The following is an 18,778-nucleotide window of genomic DNA, read 5'->3' as shown; positions in this document are numbered from 1 at the left end:
GGCGCAACCGCTTAGATACGGTTGACGTACATCCTGCGGGACCTCAGAAACGGGGCCGGGATAAGGGAGACATATCATGCTGAACAACATCGGCCTTCCGGGGCTCTTGCTGATTGCGGTGGTCGTGCTGGTCCTTTTCGGACGCGGCAAGATCTCGTCGCTGATGGGTGAGGTGGGCAAGGGCATCACCTCGTTCAAGAAGGGCGTCGCGGAAGGAAACAAGGAAGTCGAGGACGCCAGCAACGACGCTGCGGATTCGGCCCGGGACGTCACGCCCGAAGACGGCAAAGAAAAAGACAAGGTTTAACGCTTCAGAATGTTCGACCTGGGCTGGACCGAGCTCATGGTGATCGGCATCGTCGCGCTGATCGTCGTGGGGCCAAAGGATTTGCCGGGCATGTTCCGGACCGTGGGACGGTTCGTGGGCAAGGCCAAGCAGATGGCACGCGAATTCAGCCGGGCGATGAACGACGCGGCGGATGAGGCGGGCGTCAACGAGGTGTCCAAGTCCCTGAAATCGGCCACGAACCCGATGGGCGCGGCGATGGACGAGGTCAAGAAATCGACCGACAGCTTCACCGCCAAGACCATGGCCGGGCCCGAGCCCAAGCGGGCCGAGTTCGACGACGACCGCAAGGCGATGGTCGACAAGATCTCGAAGCGTTCGGCCGAGATGGCCGAGGAACGCAAGGCGGCGGAAGAAGCGGCCAAGGCCAAGGCCGAGGACGACACTGCGAAGCCGACGCCTGCGGCGGCGAAGACGGACAGCACGGCCAAGGCAGCGCAGCCCAAGAAGGCGCCGGTGAAAAAGGCAGCGCCGAAATCCGGGGCCAAACCCGCGCCCAAGAAGGCGGCGCCGAAAAAGGCGGCTGCAAGCAAGGCGCCGGCGAAAAAACCGGCTGCGAAGAAACCGGCTGCGAAGAAGCCCGCCTCGGATAAACCTGCATGAGCGCCACCGACGACGACGACATCGAGATGAGCTCGGCCCCGCTGATCGAGCATCTAGCGGAGTTGCGCACGCGGCTTATCCGCTCTGTGCTGGCGTTCCTGGTGGGGATCATCCTGGCTTTCGCGGTGGCCGAGCCGATCCTGCAATTCCTGCTTGGCCCGATCGAGGCGACGCTGCGGACGCTGGGCGACCCGTCGCCGACGCTGCAATACACCAGCCCGCAGGAATACCTGTTCACGCTTTTCCGTATCTCGATGGTGTTCGGCTTCATGCTGGCGTTTCCGGTGATCGCGGCGCAGATGTGGCGGTTCGTGGCGCCGGGGCTGTACCGGAACGAGAAGGCGGCGTTTTTGCCCTTCATCATCGCCTCGCCGATCATGTTCCTGCTGGGCGCGGCCTTCGCGCATTTCGTGGTGACGCCGCTGGCGATGAACTTTTTCCTAGGGTTCGCGGATGTCAGTTCGATCTTTGCCAACCTGTTGACCGGATCGGTTAGCGAGGTGGAGACGGTGGCCGACCCGAACCTGCCCGTGGTGCCCGAAAACCTGGGCGCGGTCGTGCCCGAGACGGATAACGGTCTGCGCATCACCTTCTTCGGGAAGGTGAACGAGAGCCTTGATATCACGCTGAAATTCATCATGGCCTTTGGCATCTGTTTCCAGTTGCCGGTGCTTCTGACCCTGATGGGCAAGGCCGGGCTGGTGAGCGCCGAAGGGCTGGGCGCGGTGCGCAAATACGCGATGGTCGGCATCCTGCTCCTGGCCGCCCTCGTGACGCCGCCGGACGTGGTGACGCAGCTGATCCTGTTCACCGTGGTTTACGGACTTTATGAGATTTCCATCTTCCTTGTGCGCCGGGTTGAGAAGACCCGTGAAGAGAAGCTGCGCGCCGAGGGCGTATGGTTCGAGGATGACGACGAGGTCGATCCGATGGAGGCCGAGTTCGACGCAGATGACGAGGACGACGCGGGCGACCTCGACGATCTGGATGAAGACCGGAGCAAGACATGACCGCAGACCCGATGGAACGGATCGCCGCCGCGCTGGAGCGGATGCGCCCGGCACCGATGGAGGCGCCGGATTTCGACGCCGCAGATGCCTTTGTCTGGCATGTGGAGCCCGACCGGCTGCACCCCGTGCCGGACGTGAACCGGGTGGATATGGACCTGCTGGTGGGGATCAACCGCTCGCGCGACACGCTTCTGGACAACACGCGCCATTTCGCCAAGGGGCTGCCGGCCAACAATGCGCTCTTGTGGGGCGCGCGGGGGATGGGCAAATCGAGCCTGGTGAAGGCGGTGCATGCCGCCGTGCGAGCCGAGGGGCCGGACCTGAAGATCGTGGAATTGCAGCGCGAGGACCTGCCCAGCGTGGGGCGGTTGTTGAACATCCTGCGGCAGAGCGACGCGCGGTTCATCCTGTTCTGCGACGACCTGAGCTTTGGCCATGATGACCAGCATTACAAGTCGCTGAAAGCGGTTCTGGATGGCGGGATCGAGGGGCGGCCCGAGAACGTGGTGTTCTATGCCACGTCGAACCGCCGCCACCTGATGCCGCGCGACATGATCGAGAACGAGCGGTCGAGCGCGATCAGCCCCAGCGAGGCCACGGAAGAAAAGGTGTCGCTGTCGGACCGGTTCGGGCTGTGGCTGGGGTTCCACCCCTGCGACCAGGACGAGTACCTGTCGATGATCCGGGGCTATTGCGACGCCTACGGGGTCGAGATCGACGACGCCACGCTGCGGGCCGATGCCATCGAGTGGCAGGCGACGCGCGGGTCGCGCTCGGGCCGGGTGGCGTGGCAGTATTTCACTGATCTGGCCGGACGGCGGGGCGTGAGCCTGTAGGGTTTACCTGAGTATTTTTGGAACTGTGAAACGGGCCGGAAGCTGTGCCTGTTTTGATCGGTTTCGCGGTGGTGGGGTGGAACCCCACCCTACGGTGGGGTCCTGTTGTTGCGAGCCGCGCAATAATATCTCGGAAATTATTGCTCTACCCGAGGCGCGACCGGGCGTAATGCGCCTATTGCAGGTAGGGCAGCGGATCGACGCTTTCGAAGCCTTCGCGCACCTCGAAATGGAGGGCTGCGGAGCCGTCGGTGCGGATTGAAGCCAGCTGGCCGCCGCGGGAGATGCTGTCCCCCTTGGATACCCTTACCTTATCGACGTTGGAATAGACCGTCAGCAGGTTCTGGTCGTGCTTGACCACGATGATCGGCACGCCGTTGGTGTCCTTGGTGATGGCCGCCACGGTGCCGGACCGGGCGGCGCGGACGGGCGTGCCGGCCGGTGCCGCGATGTCGATGCCGTCATTCTTGCCCTTGGAATACTCGCGGATGATGTCGCCCTTCACCGGATAGCTCATGCGGGCATTGCTGCTGGCGCTGGCGGTGTTGCCGCCTAGGTCGGGGGCGGCGGTGCTTTCCACGGGCTTGGCGGCAGCAACGGTCTTTTCCTCGGGCAGGGGCTGGGCCGCCGAGGGCGGCGTGGGGGTGGGGCTGCCCTGGCCGGGAGAGGTGGTTTCCAGAGCCGTGGTCTGGACCTGCGCGGGCTTGGCGTCGGGCACGGCCACGGGGATCAGCAGGTACTGGCCTTCGCGGACAGCGAAATCGGTGCCGAGGCCGTTCCAGTCGGCCAGGCTGCGCACGGAAACGTCGTAGAGCCGCGCGATGGTGAAGGCGGTCTCGCCGCGCTGGACCTGGTGGCGGACGGGCTCGACGCCGGACTGGCCACGGTCGAGGGTGCGGTTGGAACTGGTGCGGCCCGAGCTTGCATTCTCGATCGCGTTCCCGGCCACCGAGGCGATGTCGACGCCGGGGCGCGGCGTGAGCGGGCCACCGGCGGGTTCGGCAACGCGGCCGGGCAGGGCGATGATTTCGCCGTCGCGCAGGGTGTCGCCCGGTTGAATGCCGTTGTAGCGGGACAACTCGCCCACGTCGACGCCGATGCGGCGCGCGAGGCTTTGCAGCGTGTCGCCACGGCGGGCCACGGCCACCTGGTAATTCGGGTAGGAGATGATGCCGCGACTGTCGGGGGTTGGCCGGTTTGCGCTGGCGTTGCGCGCGGCCTCGGCGGTGCCCGGGCCGCCGTCGCGCATGTCGATGTCGAAATTGTCGCATCCGGCCACGGCCAGCAGCGCCACGGCGCAAACGAGGGGTCGCATGGGGGTCTTGAAGTGGCTCATCTCGATCTTGTCCTCATCTCGGTCCCCTTGTTGCCCGGGGATCAAAGCGGTGACCGGGGCGGTCCCGGCCTTGTGGTTCTGTCCTGTCCTGTCAGTCCCGGCCCAACCCTTCGAGCAGGGGCACGAAACGCACCGGGCGCAGTTCGTCGTAATCAAAGCCGGTCTCGGACCTTGTGACCCGGATCAGGCTTTGTACCGCGTCGGACTGCCCCACGGGTACCACCATGATACCCCCGATTTTCAACTGCGCCAAGAGCGGCCCGGGCGGATCCTCCGCCGCGGCCGTCACCAAGATGCGGTCGAAGGGGGCCTGTTCGGGCAGGCCGAAGCTGCCATCGGCGGTCAGGGCGGTGATGTTGGTCAGGTCCAGCGCCTGGAATATGGTGCTGGCGTCGGCCACCAGCGCCTTGTGCCGGTCGATGGTATAGACGCGGCGGGCAATCTGGCTGAGGATCGCGGCCTGGTAGCCGGAGCCGGTGCCGACCTCCAGCACCTTGTCGCGGGGCGTGACCTTGAGCGCCTGCGTCATCAGGCCGACGACGGAGGGCTGCGATATGGTCTGGCCGCAGGCGATCGGCAGCGGCATGTCCTCGTACGCGCGGGTGGCGAAATGGCCGCGCACGAAGGCGCCGCGGTCGATCTTTTCCATCGCCAACAGGACGCGCTTGTCGGTCACCCCGCGCGAGCGCAGCGCGAAGAGAAACTGCATCTTGCGTTCGGCGATATCGTCGGCATCCTCGGTCATCAGCGTCATTCGATCGCCTTGAGCGCGTCGAGGGCGTCATGGGCGGTGAGGTCGGCGCGCATGGGCGTGACCGAGATGTAGCCCTTGAGGTTCCAGTCGGCATCGGTGCCGTCGGCGGTGGGCTCGCCCTGCGGTGCGCCGGTGACCCACAGGAAACGGCGCCCGGACGGCGAGGTGGTAGGCTGCACGCCGAAGCCCATGTCGCGGCGAAAGCCCTGGCGGCAGGCGCGGACGCCCTGCACCTCGGCGCCGGGGATGGGCGGGAAGTTCACGTTGTAGAAGATGCCGTAATCGTCCTGCGTCCAGACGCCCTTGTCCAGAAGGGTGCGCAGGGTGGCAAGGCCATGCTGGCGGCTTGATTCGAACTTGTCGTCGAGATCGCGGTTGCGGGGGCCGTAATACTGGCTGAGGGCGACGGCGGGAAAGCCTTGCAGCGCCGCCTCCATGGCGGCGCCGACGGTGCCGGAATAGACCGCGTTCTCGGCCGCGTTGTTGCCGCGGTTCACGCCCGACAGGATCAGGTCGGGGGGCGCGTCCTTCATCACGTCATGCACGGCGGCCAGCACGCAGTCGGCGGGCGAGCCTTGTGCGGCAAAGCGGCGCTCGTCCATCTGGCTGACCATCATCGGGGTGGTGTAGGAAATGCAGTGCCCGACGCCCGATTGCTCGAACGCCGGTGCCACGGTCCAGACCTCGCCCGAGGGGCCGGCAAGGTCGGTCGCGATCTCTTCCAGAACGGCGAGGCCGGGGGCCGAGATACCGTCGTCATTGGTGATGAGAATGCGCAAGGGGCTGCTCCTGCCGGTGTGTCGGATTGGCGGCGTTTCGCCTTGTGTAGCGGGGCTGTGGTCAGGGAGCAAGCGCTGCAGGCTGTGCGGGATATGGGCTGTACGGGGCCGCGTCCGGAGGGCAACAGAACGTCCGGGCGTGGCATCAGGTGGCGGGTGTTGGAGGGAGTATTTTTGGCAAGAAAAAGCCGGGGCGGGGCGGATGCAACTGTAAATACATTCGACCGGAAAAAGCCTGCAATTACCGGGACGCCACGCATCCTGACGCGCGTGTTCCAAGGCTTAATCGGATCGAATGTTGTGTCTATGCCTTCGCCGCGTCAGGACTGTGAGAGGCAGGCCGCCGACCTCAGTAGCTGAGCTCTGCGGCGAAAAGGCTGGCGATCTCGTCGCGTGTGATCCGCGACGATGCTTCTTCGGCCGGTGCTTCAGCCTGTCGGCTGCGTTTTGTCAGAACACTGATAAGAATGCGCATCCGTGGTTTCCTGTCTTTCTGCGCCCCCGCGAACGAACAGACGGAACGGGCTGGCGGAAAGTTTCAGGGAAACGCAGTAATTTCCGCAAGAAACAGGCAAGTCGTGGTTTTTATGATGTATCTGTTTGGGGCGCAATGGGTCTGCCGCCCGTGCTACAGGGCTATCTGGCGTGTTTGCGCACCGGTTTTCCAAGGAGACAGGCCCGTGTGCCGGCACTTGCCGGATGGGCGCGACCAAGCCTGTCGGGTGCTACAGGATCTCGGGCAGTAGCCGCGCGGCCACGTCGGGGGCGGTGGGCAGGGCGTCGCGGTCCTCGCCGGGGAAGAACCGGGCACGGGTCGCGGTGGCGATGGGGCCGGGGTCGAGCACCTGCACCTTCGGCCCGAGTTTGACGGTCTCGGCCTGCCAACTGCGGGCCAGCGCGATCTGGGCGGCCTTGGTGGCGCCATAGGTGCCGAAGAATTTCTGTCCGGCACGGGGGTCGTCGAAGAAGACGGCGCGGCCGGTCTCGCCCAGAAGCGGGCTGACAAAGCCGATCAGGCGGGCGACAGCGTCGACATTGGTGTTGAGCGAATTGCGCCAGTCCTTGGCGTCGATCTGGTGCGTGGGCGTCATCGGGGCGGCGTGAACGGCCGTGTGCACCCAGAGGTCGAGCGCGCCCCAGCGGTCGTAGATCGACCGGCAGAGCTGGGCCATGGCGGCCTCGGTGTTGATGTCCATGGGCGCCAGCGTCGCGTCGCCGCCCTGCGCCTTTATGCGGTCGTCGAGCTCTTCCAGCGCGCCGGTGGTGCGGGCCACGGCGACGATGTGGTGGGTCGGGGCAAGCGCCTGGGCGAGGGCCGCGCCGAGGCCGCGGGAGGCGCCGGTCACCAGGGCCAGTTTGCGAGAGGGTGCGTTTTCCATGCCCTGCCAAATCTCATCCCGGCCGGGCAATATCAAGTGTAAAGCGTCGGGCCGACGCCTGGCGTCGGGGATGGTGCCGCGGGCGCGCGCCCAGCCTTTCGTCGATGTGTCATAGGGAGAGCCGGGCGTTATAATGTCTTGACACTTGGTGCCGCGGCGCCAAGAAAGGCGGGTGAAACGAGACAGGAAAGGACAGCGCCATGGCGGATACCGTTTTGAGCAAGGCCGTAATCGGCCACGAAGGTCTGACGAAAAAACTGGGGCTGGTGATCGGCGGATCGCTGTTCATCGCGATGGCCGCGCAGGTGAGCATCCCGTTCTTCCCGGTACCGATGACATTGCAGACGCTGGCGATCCTGATCGTCGGGCTGACCTTCGGCTCGCAGCTGGGGCTGGCGACGCTGGTCACCTACCTGGGTTATGGCGCGATGGGCCTGCCGGTCTTTGCCAACGGTGCCTCGGTTGCGGCGCTGATGGGGCCGACGGCTGGTTTCCTTTTTGGCTTTGCAGCGATGGCGTTCCTGGCCGGTCTGGCCGTGGAAAAGGGTCTGGCGCGGGGTGTCGTGTCGACTGCGGTGATCGCCATGGCGATCTCGGCGCTTCTGTATGTGCCCGGGCTGGCATGGCCGGCAATGGTGATGGGCACGACGATGCCCGACCTTTGGGCCGGCTGGATGGCGCCGTTCCTGCTGGGTGACGCGGTCAAGGCCGTGATCGCGGCGATGGTCGTCTGGGGCGGCTGGAAGGCGTTGCAGGCACGCAAGGGCTAAGACCCGACGGACAAGAGTTTGCTAGCGCCGTCCCGGATCGGGGCGGCGCTTTGCGTTTGGGCGGGGCAGAATTTGCGCAAATTCTGTGCCGGAAAATGCGTATTTTCCGGGGTGTTTCCTGAGTAGAAAACGGCTCAGGCGCTTTCGTGAAGCTTTTTCAGAGCGGCTTCGCACAGCCCGAGGTCGAGCCATTGGCAGCCTGCGCAGAGCTGCGTCAGGGCGCCGGGCAGGACGTTTGCCTTGATACGCTGCTTGGCTTCGCCCCACGTGAGGCAAGTGCCCACGGAAAGGCCGAGCGCGCCGGCGTGGCGGGTGTCGAGCGTGGCGATCTTGGCTTGCGAGGTGCAGAGCGTGCCGCGCCGCTTGGGGCAGGGCGCGCAGATGTCGTCGGTGGCGCCGACGACCTCGATCGCCACGTCATTGCCGCCGGGCGCGCGCAGGCGGTCGTCGACGATGCGGGCCATGTTGGCGGTGAACGCGTCGGAATAGCCCTTGCCCTGGAATCCCAGCGAGCAGAGAAAATGATGCGGGCGGTAGCGAAGCGGCGTATCGGCCATGTCGGGCGTGTGCCCTGTCGGACCGGGTGCGGTCAAGCCTCAGCCGCGCGGCATTTCCAGCGTCGTGGTGTTGGTGCCGCGCATGAGCACGAGCCTGCCCTCCTCGATGGCGATCACCTTGGCGTTGCCGATCGTGGTGCCCTTGGTGACGGTCGCGATCTTGCCCGAGGCGGTGCGGATGAGCGCGCGGTCGCCATCGGGTTTCATGAAGGTTCCGAGCAGCGCGAGGCGCCCCGAGGGGAGCGCGTTCTTGTCGGTCGCCGTCTCGAGTGTTTCGCGGGGTGTGTCGGTCTCGGATGCCATTTCTTGCCTGCTTGCGTTGCACGGGTGAACGCGCAGGCCCTAAGGGCGACTCGGGGCAATGAAAACCCAGGTTTTCAAGCATCGGCGGAATGGCGCTGCGTTGCAGCATCAGACTGGCGGAGGGACGCTTACAAGCCGGTGCAGGCGGCCTCGTTATTCCGCCGCCTTCAGTTCGAAGCCCTTTTCGATCTGGTCGGAAGGTTCCACCGGGTAGTCGCCCGAGAAGCAGGCGTCGCAATATTGCGGACAGCCTGTGTCGCGGCCCTTGGCCTCGCCCACGGCGCGGTAGAGACCGTCAAGCGAGATGAACTTGAGGCTGTCCACGGCGAGGTGGTCGCGCATCTCGTCCTCGGACATGGTGGCGGCCAGCAATTTCTCGCGGTTGGGGGTGTCGACACCGTAGAAGCAGGGCCAGGCCGTGGGGGGCGACGCGATGCGGAAATGCACCTCGGCCGCGCCGGCGTCGAGGATCATCTCCTTGATCTTGCGCGAGGTGGTGCCGCGCACCACGCTGTCGTCGACGAGGATCACGCGCTTGCCCTCGATCAGGGCGCGGTTGACGTTGAGCTTGAGCCGGACGCCCATGTTGCGGATCTGCTCTGTCGGCTCAATGAAGGTGCGGCCCATGTACTGATTGCGGATGATGCCCATGGCGTAGGGGATGCCGCTTTCCTGGCTATAGCCGATGGCGGCGGGGGTGCCGGAATCGGGCACCGGGCAGACGAGATCGGCGTCGACCGGGCTTTCCTTGGCCAGCTCCACGCCGATCTGGCGGCGGGTTTCATAGACCGATCGGCCACCGATGATGGAATCGGGGCGCGAGAAATAGACATGCTCGAAGATGCAGAAGCGCGAGCGGCGCGGGCGGAAGGGGCGGTGGCTTTCGACGCCGTTCTCGTTGATGACGACCATCTCGCCCGGTTCAATTTCGCGCACGAAACGGGCGCCGATGATGTCGAGCGCACAGGTTTCGGAACTGAGCACCCAGCCGTCGCCGACTTGGCCGAGGACCAGCGGGCGGACGCCCAGCGGGTCGCGCACGCCGATGAGCTTGGTGCGGGTCATGGCGACGATGGAAAACGCGCCCTCGACGCGGCGCAGGGCGTCTTCCATGCGTTCTGGAATATTGCGTTGCAGCGAGCGGGCCATCAGGTGGATGATGCACTCGGTGTCGGAATTCGACTGGAAGATCGAGCCGCGCTCGATCAGTTCGCGCCGCAGCGCGTTCGCGTTGGTGATGTTGCCGTTATGGGCAATCGCCGCGCCACCCATGGCGAATTCACCGAAGAAAGGCTGCACGTCGCGGATCACCGGGTTCTTGCCGCCCGCGGTGGAATACCGGACGTGCCCGATCGAAAGCGGGCCGGGCAAGGTTTCCATCAGGCTTTGCCGGGTGAAGTTGTCGCGCACGTAGCCGAATCGACGGGCGGAGTTGAAGCCTTCCTCGGCATCGTGGCTGACGATGCCGCCGGCCTCCTGGCCGCGGTGCTGCAGGGCGTGCAGGCCGAGGGCGACGAAATTGGCGGCGTCGGTGACGCCGATCACCCCGAAGACGCCGCACTCCTCGCGCAGTTTGTCCTCGTCGCCGGTGTCGCGCACCGCGTCGAAGTCGAAAGGATGGGCAGGGGGCATTTGCTTGTCGGACAAGGGGCAGCTCCGAATCCGTGGACGCTTGAGCCTCTAGATAGTGGCTCGCGGGGGATATGTCACGAAACTATCATGTAAAATCTGATGTCGTGACGTGACGTGTTGATTGGGCGACGGTTTTTCGGGGCGATGGCCTGATCCCGGCCGGGCAATTTTGAGTATTTGAAGAACGATGAAAGGGCGCCGCACGGGATTGGGGGGCGTCAATACCGCGACAGGATCGCACCGGCGGCGACCAGAAGGGCCGCGACCACGCGTTGCAGCGACACGTCGCGCGGGGCGAGGCCGAAGGCGCCGAAATAGTCCAGCAGCAGGGCTGCGACCATCTGGCCGAGGATCAGGGCCGTCGTGGTTGTCAGCACGCCCAGAAGGGGCACGGCCCAAAGCGCCGCCCAAACGTAGACGGCGCCGAGCGCACCGCCGATCAGCAGGACTTTCGGCACCGAGGGGATGCGGGCCAGACCGGGACCTTCGCCGGAGAGGAGCGTGATCACGAGCAGGATGAAAAAGCCCACGCCGAAGGAGATGGTCGCCGCCGCCAGCGTGCTGTCGATGCTTTTGCTGAGCGCCGCGTTGATGGGCGCCTGCATCGCGATGAAGGAGCCGCAGACGGCGATCAGGATCGCCGCGAAGAGGGGGGCGGAAGGCAAGCGGCGCCTATTGCCCGGTCTCGGTGGGCTGCGGGTCGACGGGATCCGCCGGGGCGTCGCAGGCGCTGACCAGGTCCTCGTATTTCTGGGTGATCCAGCCGAGCGCCTGTTCGGGGTTGCCGTCCTCGACCTTGGAGGTGAGTTGGGCAAAGACGCGGGCCGAGCGGCTGTCGTCGATCATCTCGATGTCCTGGCTGGTGACGACCGTTTCGTAGACGAAATAGGCGATGGCCACCAGGAGGATGCCGCGCGCCACGCCGAAGAGGAACCCGAAGCCCTGGTCGATGCCGCCCAGGGCAGAGCGTTGCACGACAGAGGAGAAGAGCGGGGTGATGAGCGAGGTCACGATGAGGGTGACGGCGAAGATCGCCGCCGCGGCGGCCAGCATGGAGAGCGCACAGGTGTCGGCGAGGAAATCGCCCACCACGGGGACTTCCTTGACCAGCGGTTCGACCTGCGGTGCGAAGAGGAAAGCGAGGATGGCGGCGACGATCCAGCCGGCGATGGCCAGAAGCTCGCGCACGATGCCGCGCGAATACGCGAGGAGTGCCGACAGCACGATGATCAGCGCGACGATCCCGTCGATGATGGTGAAGCCTTCCATGAGCGCGTCCTGTTTTACCTTTGGTTGGGCGCGCTACCCGGCGCCGAAAATCTCACCTACGAAGCTGGTCAGGTCGCTGATCTGGTTGAGCGACAGACCCCCCGTTCCGCCGGTCTTGCCCCCGGCGGGAATGATTGCGGAGCTAAAACCAAGTTTTGCGGCTTCTTTCAACCTGTTTTCTGTCTGGGACACCGGGCGGAGGGCGCCGGACAGAGAGATTTCGCCGAAAAGGACACAGTCGGCGGGCAAAGCGGTGTCTTCGCGCGCGCTGAGAAGGGCCGCGGCGACGGCAAGGTCGGCGGCGGGTTCGGAAATGCGGATGCCGCCGGCGACGTTGAGATAGACATCGAGCCCCGCGAAGGGCACGGCGCAGCGGGCCTCGAGCACGGCGAGGATCATGGCGAGGCGGGCGCCGTCCCAGCCCACCACGGCGCGGCGCGGCTGGGAATGGGGCGTGGGGGCGACGAGCGCCTGCATTTCCACCAGCACGGGGCGGGTGCCCTCGATGCCGGCGAAGACGACCGAGCCGGGCGACGGGTCGCCGCGGCCCGACAAAAAGAGCGCGGAGGGGTTGGGGACCTCGGCGAGGCCTGAGCCGGTCATCTCGAACACGCCGATCTCGTCGGCGGGGCCAAAGCGGTTCTTGACCGCGCGCAGGATGCGGAACTGGTGGCCGCGCTCGCCTTCGAAATAAAGCACCGAATCGACCATGTGTTCGACGACGCGCGGGCCGGCGATCTGGCCTTCCTTTGTGACGTGGCCCACCAGGATGACGGAACAGCCCTTGCGCTTGGCGAAGGTGACAAGCTCGTGCGCGGCGGCGCGGACCTGTGCGACCGAGCCGGGCGCGCTGTCGACATTGTCGGCCCACATGGTCTGGATCGAATCGATGATGACCAGCTGGGGCGTGTCGCGATCGAGCGTGGTGATGATGTCGCGCAGGGCGGTGGCGGTGGCCAGTTTCACTGGCGCGTCGCCAAGGCCGAGGCGCTGGGCACGCATGCGGACCTGGGCGCTGGCCTCTTCGCCCGAAACATAGACGGTTTGCAGGCCGGCCTGGGCGAAACGAGCGGCGGCCTGCAGCAGCAGCGTGGACTTGCCGATGCCGGGATCGCCGCCCACCAGCGTGGCCGAGCCGGGCACGAGACCGCCGCCGAGGACGCGGTCAAGCTCTGCGATGCCGGAATGGGTGCGCGGCGGGGGCGCTTCGGCGGTGGAGAGGTCACTGAGCGCGATGGCGTTGCCGCGTTTGGCGCCGAGCGACTTGGAGGCCGGGCCGGCGGACAGGGGGGCCTCTTCGATGATCGTGTTCCATTCGCCGCAGGCGTCGCAGCGGCCGGACCACTTGGAGTGGACGGCGCCGCAGGCTGTGCAGGTGAAGGAGGCGGTTTTTCCCATGGCGGGGTCATGCCCCAAGCGCGGGGCGCGGTCAAACGCCTTCGCGTTGCGGCACTCGCGCGGCGGTTACTCGGCGGCGCGCTGGGGCAGGCCGACCACGGTGCCGTCCAGGCCGGAGACCTCCTCGTAGCCCAGTTCGGGCAGGATCGGGCGCAGGTCGTCGCGCAGGCGTTCAAGCTGGCTGACCGCGACGCTTTCCTCCATATCGACATCCTGGGCCCATTGCTTGAGCCGGACGCCGACGGCCTTGGCGTGGTCGAGACGCTTGTTGAACTGCTCGACCTCCTGCTGGCGCTGCTTGAGGAAGGCGCGGGCGCGGTCGACCTTGTCGTCGGAATAGACCTCGGCCAAGTCGCGGCTGATGTAGGACATCTGGGCCGCGACCTCCATGATCTGCGGCTCCAGCGATTCCAGGTCGGGATGCTCGCGCATGTAGGCGAGGCGTTCTCGTACGGCGTCGAACTCGGACTGGATCCGGAACATGCCGGCCCGGTCGGCGGCATGGGCGGCGGAATAGGCCTGCGTGACGTCATGCATGTTCATGTGAAAGCGGCGGTGCGAGTTTTCCAGCGCCATGACGCGGGCGTTGGTGGGCAGGTAAAAGCACAGGAGGACGGCGAGAACGGTCAGGCCGATCTGTGCAATTTGTCCGGCGTTTTCATAGATCTGCCCGCCGAAGCTGACCTGAAACTCGAGCCAGGGCAGAATGCCGAACGCGGCGAGGATTGTCGCTAGGGCCAGTGCAAGCGCAGCCAGGGCGAAAACGGCCACGGCAAGGCGGTTGAGAAAGACTTGGGCGATTAAAAAAATCGAACGAATGGTGTCGGTCATCACTTCCCCCAGAAAGTGTTGCCAATGCAATATCGGCAAGTTTACGCCGATTTTTGCAAATCGCCTACTGAAATTTTCGGGAAATCAGGACAGGCATGGACCTGCAACGGCCTTTATTCATCGGGCAACGCCCTGGAATTCGTATTGGTTCCCGCACGCTTAGCACCTTTTTCGGTGAAATGTCCGATGGCGATGGAGGCGAGGATGCAGGCTGTGAAGAGGTAAAGCCCCCAGGCGGTCTCGATCCGGCCGACCCCGATGCCCTTGGTCAGCGTGATGTAGAGGGCCACGAGAAAGACGTCGGCCATGGCGAGTTTGCCGAGGATCTGCAGCGCCGGCAGGGTCTTGCGGCGCAGGAGGCCGAAATGGATGAGCGCGAGGCCGATGGTTTTCACGTAGGGCGCGAAAAGGGCGAAGAAGGTGACCATGAGGGCCAGGAACACGTCGCTGTCCCAGAGCGATTGCAGCCCGGTGATGACGGAGATCTCCGAGAGGCCGAAGAGCGGGAGGAGACCGGCGCGCATCAGGGGGGCGAACCAGGCGACGGGGAAGAGGACCAGAAGGGTCAGGTTGAGGTATTTGAGCATGAATGGCCTTTAGCTGGAATGATCCAGAGCTAAGAGGGCCGGGTCGCTATGGCAAGCGTGGGGAAGGGGGAAAACGGGATGGAGTGCGACGAGCCGGGCGACGATGCAGTAATAGTCTTGAGAAGACTTTTGCCAAAACTTTTCTGAAAAGTTTTGGCGGGCAGTCAGCGCACAGATTCGATCGGCCCTTCGGCGGAGCCGGTGATGAACTGTTCAAGATAGGGGTCGCCGGAATTGTCCATGTTGGCGACCGGGCCGGTCCAGCGGATCTTGCCGCCGTGGAGCATGGCCACGTTGTCGGCGATGGCGCGCACCGATGTCATGTCGTGGGTGATGGTCATGGCGGTCGCGCCCATCTCGACCACGATTTCGCGGATCAGCTCGTTGATGACACCCGACATGATCGGGTCGAGGCCGGTGGTGGGCTCGTCGAAGAAGATGATCTCGGGCTCGGCGCAGATGGCGCGGGCCAATCCGACGCGTTTCTGCATGCCGCCAGAGAGTTCGGCGGGGTACTTGTCGGCCTGCTCGGGGGTGAGGCCGACGCGGCGCAGTTTTTCGATGGCGATCTCGCGCGCCTCCGCCCAGGGGCGCTTGAGCGAGCCGCGCAAAAGGCGGAAGGCGACGTTCTGCCAGACGGGCAGCGAGTCGAAGAGCGCGCCGCCCTGGAAGAGCATGCCGAAGCGGGCGAGGAAGGCATCCCGGTCGCCCTTGGTGACGTCCTGGCCGTCGAGGGTGATGAGGCCGCTGTCATGCTGGATGAGGCCGAGGATGCATTTCAGGACCACGGATTTGCCCGTGCCCGAGCCGCCGATGATGACCATCGACGTGCCCTTGGGGATCGACAGGTTCACGCCGCGCAGGACGTGGTTGTCGCCGAAGGACTTATGAACATCCGAAAGCTCGATCATACCGAGAAGAACACCCCCGTCAGCAGGAAGTTGGCGGCGAGGATGAGGATGGCGGCGGCCTGGACCGAGCCCTTTGTGGCGCGGCCGACGCCCTGCGCGCCGCGGCCCGAGTTCATGCCGTAGTAGCAGCCCATGACGGCGGCAATGACGCCGAAAACCGCGCCCTTGACGAGGGACGAGACGATATCGAGCGGTTCGAGGAAATCCACGGTGTTCTGGATATAGGTGGCGGCGTTGAAGCCGAGGTTCTGCACGCCCACGGTGTAGCCGCCCAGGATGCCGATGATGTCGCCCACGCCGACCAGCAGCGGGACGGTGACGAGGGCGGCCAGCACGCGGGGGCCGACCAGGTATTTCATCGGGTGGGTCGATAGGGTGACGAGCGCGTCGATCTGCTCGGTCACCTTCATGGTGGCGATTTCGGCGGCGATCGAGGACGTGACGCGGGCGGCGATCATCAGGCCGACCAAGACGGGGCCCAGTTCGCGCACCATGCCGATGGCGACGATCTGGGGCACCACGGCCTCGGCGTTGAAACGCGCGCCGCCGGAGTAGATCTGCAAGGCCAGCGCGCCGCCGGTGAAGATGGCCGTGAGGCCCACCACGGGCAGCGACAGCCAGCCCACCTGCATCAGCGCGTTGAACACCTCTCGCGGGTAGTAGGGCGGGCGCAGGATGTGGCTGAAGGTCGAGAGGGCGAAGAGCGTGATCCGCCCCAGCATCGCCAGCGCCGCCAGCGTGTTGCGCCCGAGCGCGGCGAGGGGCGACAGGACCAGGCTCATCCGCCGGTATAGAGCCGGTCGTAGCGCGCGCCCATCGCGGTCAGGATCTCGTAGCCGATGGTGCCGGCGTTGTCGGCGAGGTCGTCGACAGTCTGCTCCGCGCCCAGGATGCGGAGCCACTTGGGATCAAAGCCGAGATCGGTGATGTCGACCGAGATCGAGTCCATCGAGATACGGCCCGCCACCGGGCAGGGCGTGTCGTCGGCGTAAAGCACGGTCTTGGGGCCCATGATGCGGTGAATGCCGTCGCCATAGCCCGCGGACACGGTGGCGATGCGGGTTTCGCGCGTGGCCGTGAAGGTGTTGCCGTAGCCCACGGTCTCGCCCGGTTCCAGGTGGCGGGTCTGGATCACCGGCAAGTCGAGCGTGACGACAGGCTGCGCATCGGCAAAGGGCAGGCCGCCGTAAAGGCCAATGCCCGGACGGGTCATGTCGAAGTGGAAGTCCGGCCCCATCAGCACGCCGCCGGTGGCACCGAGGCAGCGCGGCACGCCGGTGCCGTCGGTCATCTCCCTGAAGCAGGCAAGCTGTTGCGCGTTCATCGGGTGGTCGGGCTCGTCCGCGCAGGCAAGGTGCGATATCAGCAGCACCGGGTTCGCGGCCAGTACCGTGTCGCGCACGGCGGCCCATTCGGCGGGCTCCATCCCCAGCCGGTTCATGCCGGAATCGAGCTGGATGCCGAAGGGGTGGCCGGGCAGCGCCTCGAGATGGCGGATCAACTGATCGGTGGTGTTCAGCATGGGCGTGAGGCCCAGGTCCGAGATCATGTCGGTGTCGCCGGCCATGTGGCCGGAAAAGACGTGGATGTCGGGTTTCGGGCCGAGCGCCTGGCGCAGTTCTACGCCTTCCTTGGGTATGGCGACGAAGAAGGTGTTGGCCCCCGCGCGGGCCAGGGCGCGGGCGACGCGGGCCATGCCGAGACCGTAGCCGTCGGCCTTGACCACGGCGGCGGTTTCCACGGCGGTCTGCGCGTCGAGCGCGCGCCAGTTGCCTGTCAGCGCGTCGAGGTCGATGGTAAGCTTGCCGGAACTACTCATGGGCTGTGGTTTTGACTGGATGGGCCGGGGGGTCAAGCCCTAAGGCGGACCAAGCGCCGGCTCAGAATTCGGTGCCGTCCTGCTGCCACGGTTTGGCGAGGTTGCCGAAGCGGGTGAACTGGCCTTCGAAGCTGAGTTCGACGGTGCCGATGGGGCCGTGACGCTGTTTGCCGATGACGACCTCGGCGCGGCCGTGCAGGCGCTCCATGCGTTCCTGCCAGGCGGCGATCTCTTCCAGCTTGTCGTCGGAGGGTTTCTCGCGCTCGGCGTAGTATTCCTCGCGGAAGACGAACATCACGACGTCGGCGTCCTGTTCGATCGAGCCGGATTCGCGCAGGTCGGAAAGCTGCGGGCGCTTGTCCTCGCGGGATTCGACCTGGCGCGAGAGCTGCGACAGGGCGATCACGGGGATGTCGAGTTCCTTGGCGATGGCCTTGAGGCCTTGCGTGATCTCGGAGACCTCGTTCACACGGCTGTCCTTTGCGGACGCGGGGCGGACAAGCTGAAGGTAGTCGACGATCAGCACGTCCAGCCCGTGCGTCCGCTTCAGCCGACGGGCCCGCGCGGCCAGCTGGGAGATGGGCAGGGCGGGCGTGTCGTCGATGTAGAGAGGGCAGGATTCGAGGGTCTTGGCGGCCTCGACGAAGCGGCGGAATTCGGTTTCCGTCATGTCGCCGCGGCGGATCTGTTCGGATGGCACCTCGGCGGCCTCGGACAGGACACGGGCGGCCAGCTGTTCGGCGCTCATTTCCAGCGAGTAGAAGCCCACGACGCCGCCCTCGACCGCGCCTTCGGAGCCGTCGGGCAGCGTGCCGCGATTGTAGGCCTTGGCGATGTTGAAGGCGATGTTGGTGGCCAGCGAGGTTTTCCCCATCGAGGGGCGCCCGGCGAGAATGAGAAGGTCCGACTTGTGCAGGCCGCCCAGTTTCTTGTCCATGTCGACAAGCCCGGTGGAGATGCCGGCAAGGCCGCCGTCGCGCTGATAGGCGGCGTTCGCGACATTAACAGCGTCGGTTACGGCCCTGAGAAAGCTTTGAAATCCGGTTTCGGACTGGCCTTGTTCGCTGAGCTTATAGAGCTTTTGTTCGGCCTCGACGATCTGGTCGCGGGGTTCGAGATCGACCTCGGCGCGCTGGGCCTTGCCGGCGATGTCGTTGCCAAGACCGATCAGCTCGCGGCGGATGGCCATGTCATAGATCATCTGGGCGTAGTCGCGGGCGGCGAAGGCCGAGATGGCGGCACCGGCGAGGCGGGCGAGATAGGCGGGGCCGCCCAGTTCCTTCAGACCCTCATCGTCTTCGAGGAAGGTCTTCAGCGTGACCGGCGAGGCGAGGTTGCCCTTGGCGATGCGGGCGGCGGCGGTCTCGTAGATGCGAGCGTGGACCGGATCGTAGAAATGCTGCGGGCCGATCAGGTTGGCGACACGGTCGTAAATGTCGTTGTTGGTCAGGATCGCGCCCAGAAGCTGCTGTTCGGCCTCGGTGGAATGCGGCAGGGCTTCCGGTGTCTGCGCATCCGGGGCGGCCGGTGTGCCGGACGCATTGAAGGTCGCAACTTCGCTCATTTTATCCCCCGTACTGCTCTGATCCCGGGTTGCGGTGCGGTGTCGCTGCCGTGCCTGTCCCCGTAGGCTGGTCTCTTAGCGAGCGGGCCTGCGC

General features: G+C 65.5%; 22 protein-coding genes. 5 read left to right on the top strand and 17 right to left on the bottom strand.

The window, feature by feature from the left end:
• Positions 1-76: 76 nt before the first annotated feature.
• The 4 genes from PVV74_RS01870 to PVV74_RS01855 are packed head-to-tail and all read left to right on the top strand — an operon-like array spanning position 77 to position 2,795.
• A complete protein-coding gene (locus PVV74_RS01870) occupies positions 77-307 on the top strand; it encodes a twin-arginine translocase TatA/TatE family subunit (protein ID WP_103761497.1) in 231 nt (76 codons plus the stop codon).
• A gap of 9 nt (positions 308-316) precedes the next feature.
• Complete coding sequence (gene tatB / locus PVV74_RS01865; RefSeq protein ID WP_274592031.1) at positions 317-949, top strand: Sec-independent protein translocase protein TatB; 633 nt, start codon at positions 317-319, stop codon at positions 947-949.
• Positions 946-1,959 (top strand): twin-arginine translocase subunit TatC, encoded by a 1,014-nt coding sequence (gene tatC / locus PVV74_RS01860; RefSeq protein ID WP_103761495.1) that lies wholly within the window; start codon positions 946-948, stop codon positions 1,957-1,959. The genes tatB and tatC overlap by 4 nt, the downstream gene beginning before the upstream one ends.
• A complete protein-coding gene (locus tag PVV74_RS01855) occupies positions 1,956-2,795 on the top strand; it encodes an ATP-binding protein (protein WP_274592030.1) in 840 nt (279 codons plus the stop codon). The genes tatC and PVV74_RS01855 overlap by 4 nt, the downstream gene beginning before the upstream one ends.
• Positions 2,796-2,970: 175 nt before the next feature.
• Here PVV74_RS01855 and PVV74_RS01850 read toward each other — a convergent pair whose 3' ends face one another.
• The 5 genes from PVV74_RS01850 to PVV74_RS01830 all read right to left on the bottom strand — a co-directional run bounded on the left by PVV74_RS01850 (position 2,971) and on the right by PVV74_RS01830 (position 7,043).
• Entirely contained in the window at positions 2,971-4,131 is a 1,161-nt protein-coding gene (locus PVV74_RS01850; RefSeq protein WP_274592029.1) for a peptidoglycan DD-metalloendopeptidase family protein, read from the bottom strand.
• Positions 4,132-4,222: 91 nt separating this feature from the next.
• Complete coding sequence (locus tag PVV74_RS01845; protein WP_103761882.1) at positions 4,223-4,876, bottom strand: protein-L-isoaspartate(D-aspartate) O-methyltransferase; 654 nt, start codon at positions 4,874-4,876, stop codon at positions 4,223-4,225.
• Positions 4,877-4,881: 5 nt separating this feature from the next.
• Positions 4,882-5,664 (bottom strand): 5'/3'-nucleotidase SurE, encoded by a 783-nt coding sequence (gene surE / locus PVV74_RS01840; RefSeq protein WP_103761492.1) that lies wholly within the window; start codon positions 5,662-5,664, stop codon positions 4,882-4,884.
• A 349-nt stretch (positions 5,665-6,013) separates the two neighbouring features.
• Entirely contained in the window at positions 6,014-6,139 is a 126-nt protein-coding gene (locus PVV74_RS01835; RefSeq protein ID WP_274592028.1) for a hypothetical protein, read from the bottom strand.
• 250 nt (positions 6,140-6,389) lie between these two features.
• Complete coding sequence (locus tag PVV74_RS01830) at positions 6,390-7,043, bottom strand: SDR family NAD(P)-dependent oxidoreductase (protein ID WP_103761491.1); 654 nt, start codon at positions 7,041-7,043, stop codon at positions 6,390-6,392.
• 200 nt (positions 7,044-7,243) lie between these two features.
• Here PVV74_RS01830 and PVV74_RS01825 point away from each other — a divergent pair, with 200 nt between their 5' ends.
• Positions 7,244-7,813: a biotin transporter BioY gene (locus PVV74_RS01825; protein WP_103761490.1), complete on the top strand. Its 570-nt coding sequence runs from the start codon at positions 7,244-7,246 to the stop codon at positions 7,811-7,813.
• A 134-nt stretch (positions 7,814-7,947) separates the two neighbouring features.
• On the opposite strand, the gene PVV74_RS01820 is transcribed toward PVV74_RS01825, so the two are convergent.
• The 12 genes from PVV74_RS01820 to PVV74_RS01765 form a co-directional block, all read right to left on the bottom strand.
• A complete protein-coding gene (locus tag PVV74_RS01820) occupies positions 7,948-8,406 on the bottom strand; it encodes a DUF1284 domain-containing protein (RefSeq protein WP_274592027.1) in 459 nt (152 codons plus the stop codon).
• Between the two features lie 3 nt (positions 8,407-8,409).
• Complete coding sequence (locus tag PVV74_RS01815; protein WP_103761488.1) at positions 8,410-8,673, bottom strand: hypothetical protein; 264 nt, start codon at positions 8,671-8,673, stop codon at positions 8,410-8,412.
• A gap of 153 nt (positions 8,674-8,826) precedes the next feature.
• Positions 8,827-10,305, bottom strand: coding sequence for an amidophosphoribosyltransferase (purF, locus tag PVV74_RS01810; protein WP_103761487.1), 1,479 nt, complete (start codon positions 10,303-10,305; stop codon positions 8,827-8,829).
• 218 nt (positions 10,306-10,523) lie between these two features.
• Positions 10,524-10,970, bottom strand: a complete 447-nt coding sequence (locus tag PVV74_RS01805; protein WP_245890370.1) for a DMT family transporter — start codon at positions 10,968-10,970, stop codon at positions 10,524-10,526.
• Between the two features lie 7 nt (positions 10,971-10,977).
• Positions 10,978-11,574 (bottom strand): CvpA family protein, encoded by a 597-nt coding sequence (locus tag PVV74_RS01800; RefSeq protein ID WP_274592026.1) that lies wholly within the window; start codon positions 11,572-11,574, stop codon positions 10,978-10,980.
• A gap of 33 nt (positions 11,575-11,607) precedes the next feature.
• Positions 11,608-12,972, bottom strand: coding sequence for a DNA repair protein RadA (radA, locus tag PVV74_RS01795; RefSeq protein ID WP_103761485.1), 1,365 nt, complete (start codon positions 12,970-12,972; stop codon positions 11,608-11,610).
• Between the two features lie 66 nt (positions 12,973-13,038).
• Positions 13,039-13,803 carry a DNA repair protein gene (locus tag PVV74_RS01790; RefSeq protein WP_103761484.1) on the bottom strand — a complete coding sequence of 255 codons (765 nt, stop codon included), beginning with the start codon at positions 13,801-13,803 and terminating at the stop codon, positions 13,039-13,041.
• Positions 13,804-13,916: 113 nt separating this feature from the next.
• A complete protein-coding gene (locus PVV74_RS01785) occupies positions 13,917-14,390 on the bottom strand; it encodes a paraquat-inducible protein A (RefSeq protein WP_274592025.1) in 474 nt (157 codons plus the stop codon).
• Between the two features lie 164 nt (positions 14,391-14,554).
• Entirely contained in the window at positions 14,555-15,301 is a 747-nt protein-coding gene (locus PVV74_RS01780; protein WP_274592024.1) for an ABC transporter ATP-binding protein, read from the bottom strand.
• The gene (locus PVV74_RS01775) at positions 15,298-16,083 is read right to left on the bottom strand and encodes an MlaE family ABC transporter permease (protein WP_211286102.1); all 786 of its coding nucleotides are present in this window, start codon (positions 16,081-16,083) and stop codon (positions 15,298-15,300) included. Before PVV74_RS01775 ends, PVV74_RS01780 begins: the two co-directional genes overlap by 4 nt.
• Positions 16,080-17,120 carry an alanine racemase gene (gene alr, locus PVV74_RS01770; RefSeq protein WP_274592023.1) on the bottom strand — a complete coding sequence of 347 codons (1,041 nt, stop codon included), beginning with the start codon at positions 17,118-17,120 and terminating at the stop codon, positions 16,080-16,082. The genes PVV74_RS01775 and alr overlap by 4 nt, the downstream gene beginning before the upstream one ends.
• Positions 17,121-17,181: 61 nt before the next feature.
• The gene (locus tag PVV74_RS01765; RefSeq protein WP_103761480.1) at positions 17,182-18,684 is read right to left on the bottom strand and encodes a replicative DNA helicase; all 1,503 of its coding nucleotides are present in this window, start codon (positions 18,682-18,684) and stop codon (positions 17,182-17,184) included.
• Positions 18,685-18,778: the final 94 nt, after the last annotated feature.

Origin of the sequence: Roseovarius sp. SK2, assembly GCF_028807495.1 — a bacterium.
Classification (GTDB): Bacteria; Pseudomonadota; Alphaproteobacteria; order Rhodobacterales; family Rhodobacteraceae; genus Roseovarius; species Roseovarius confluentis.
The sequence above is the reverse complement of the archived record's forward strand: the minus strand, read 5'-3'. Positions and strand labels throughout refer to the sequence as shown.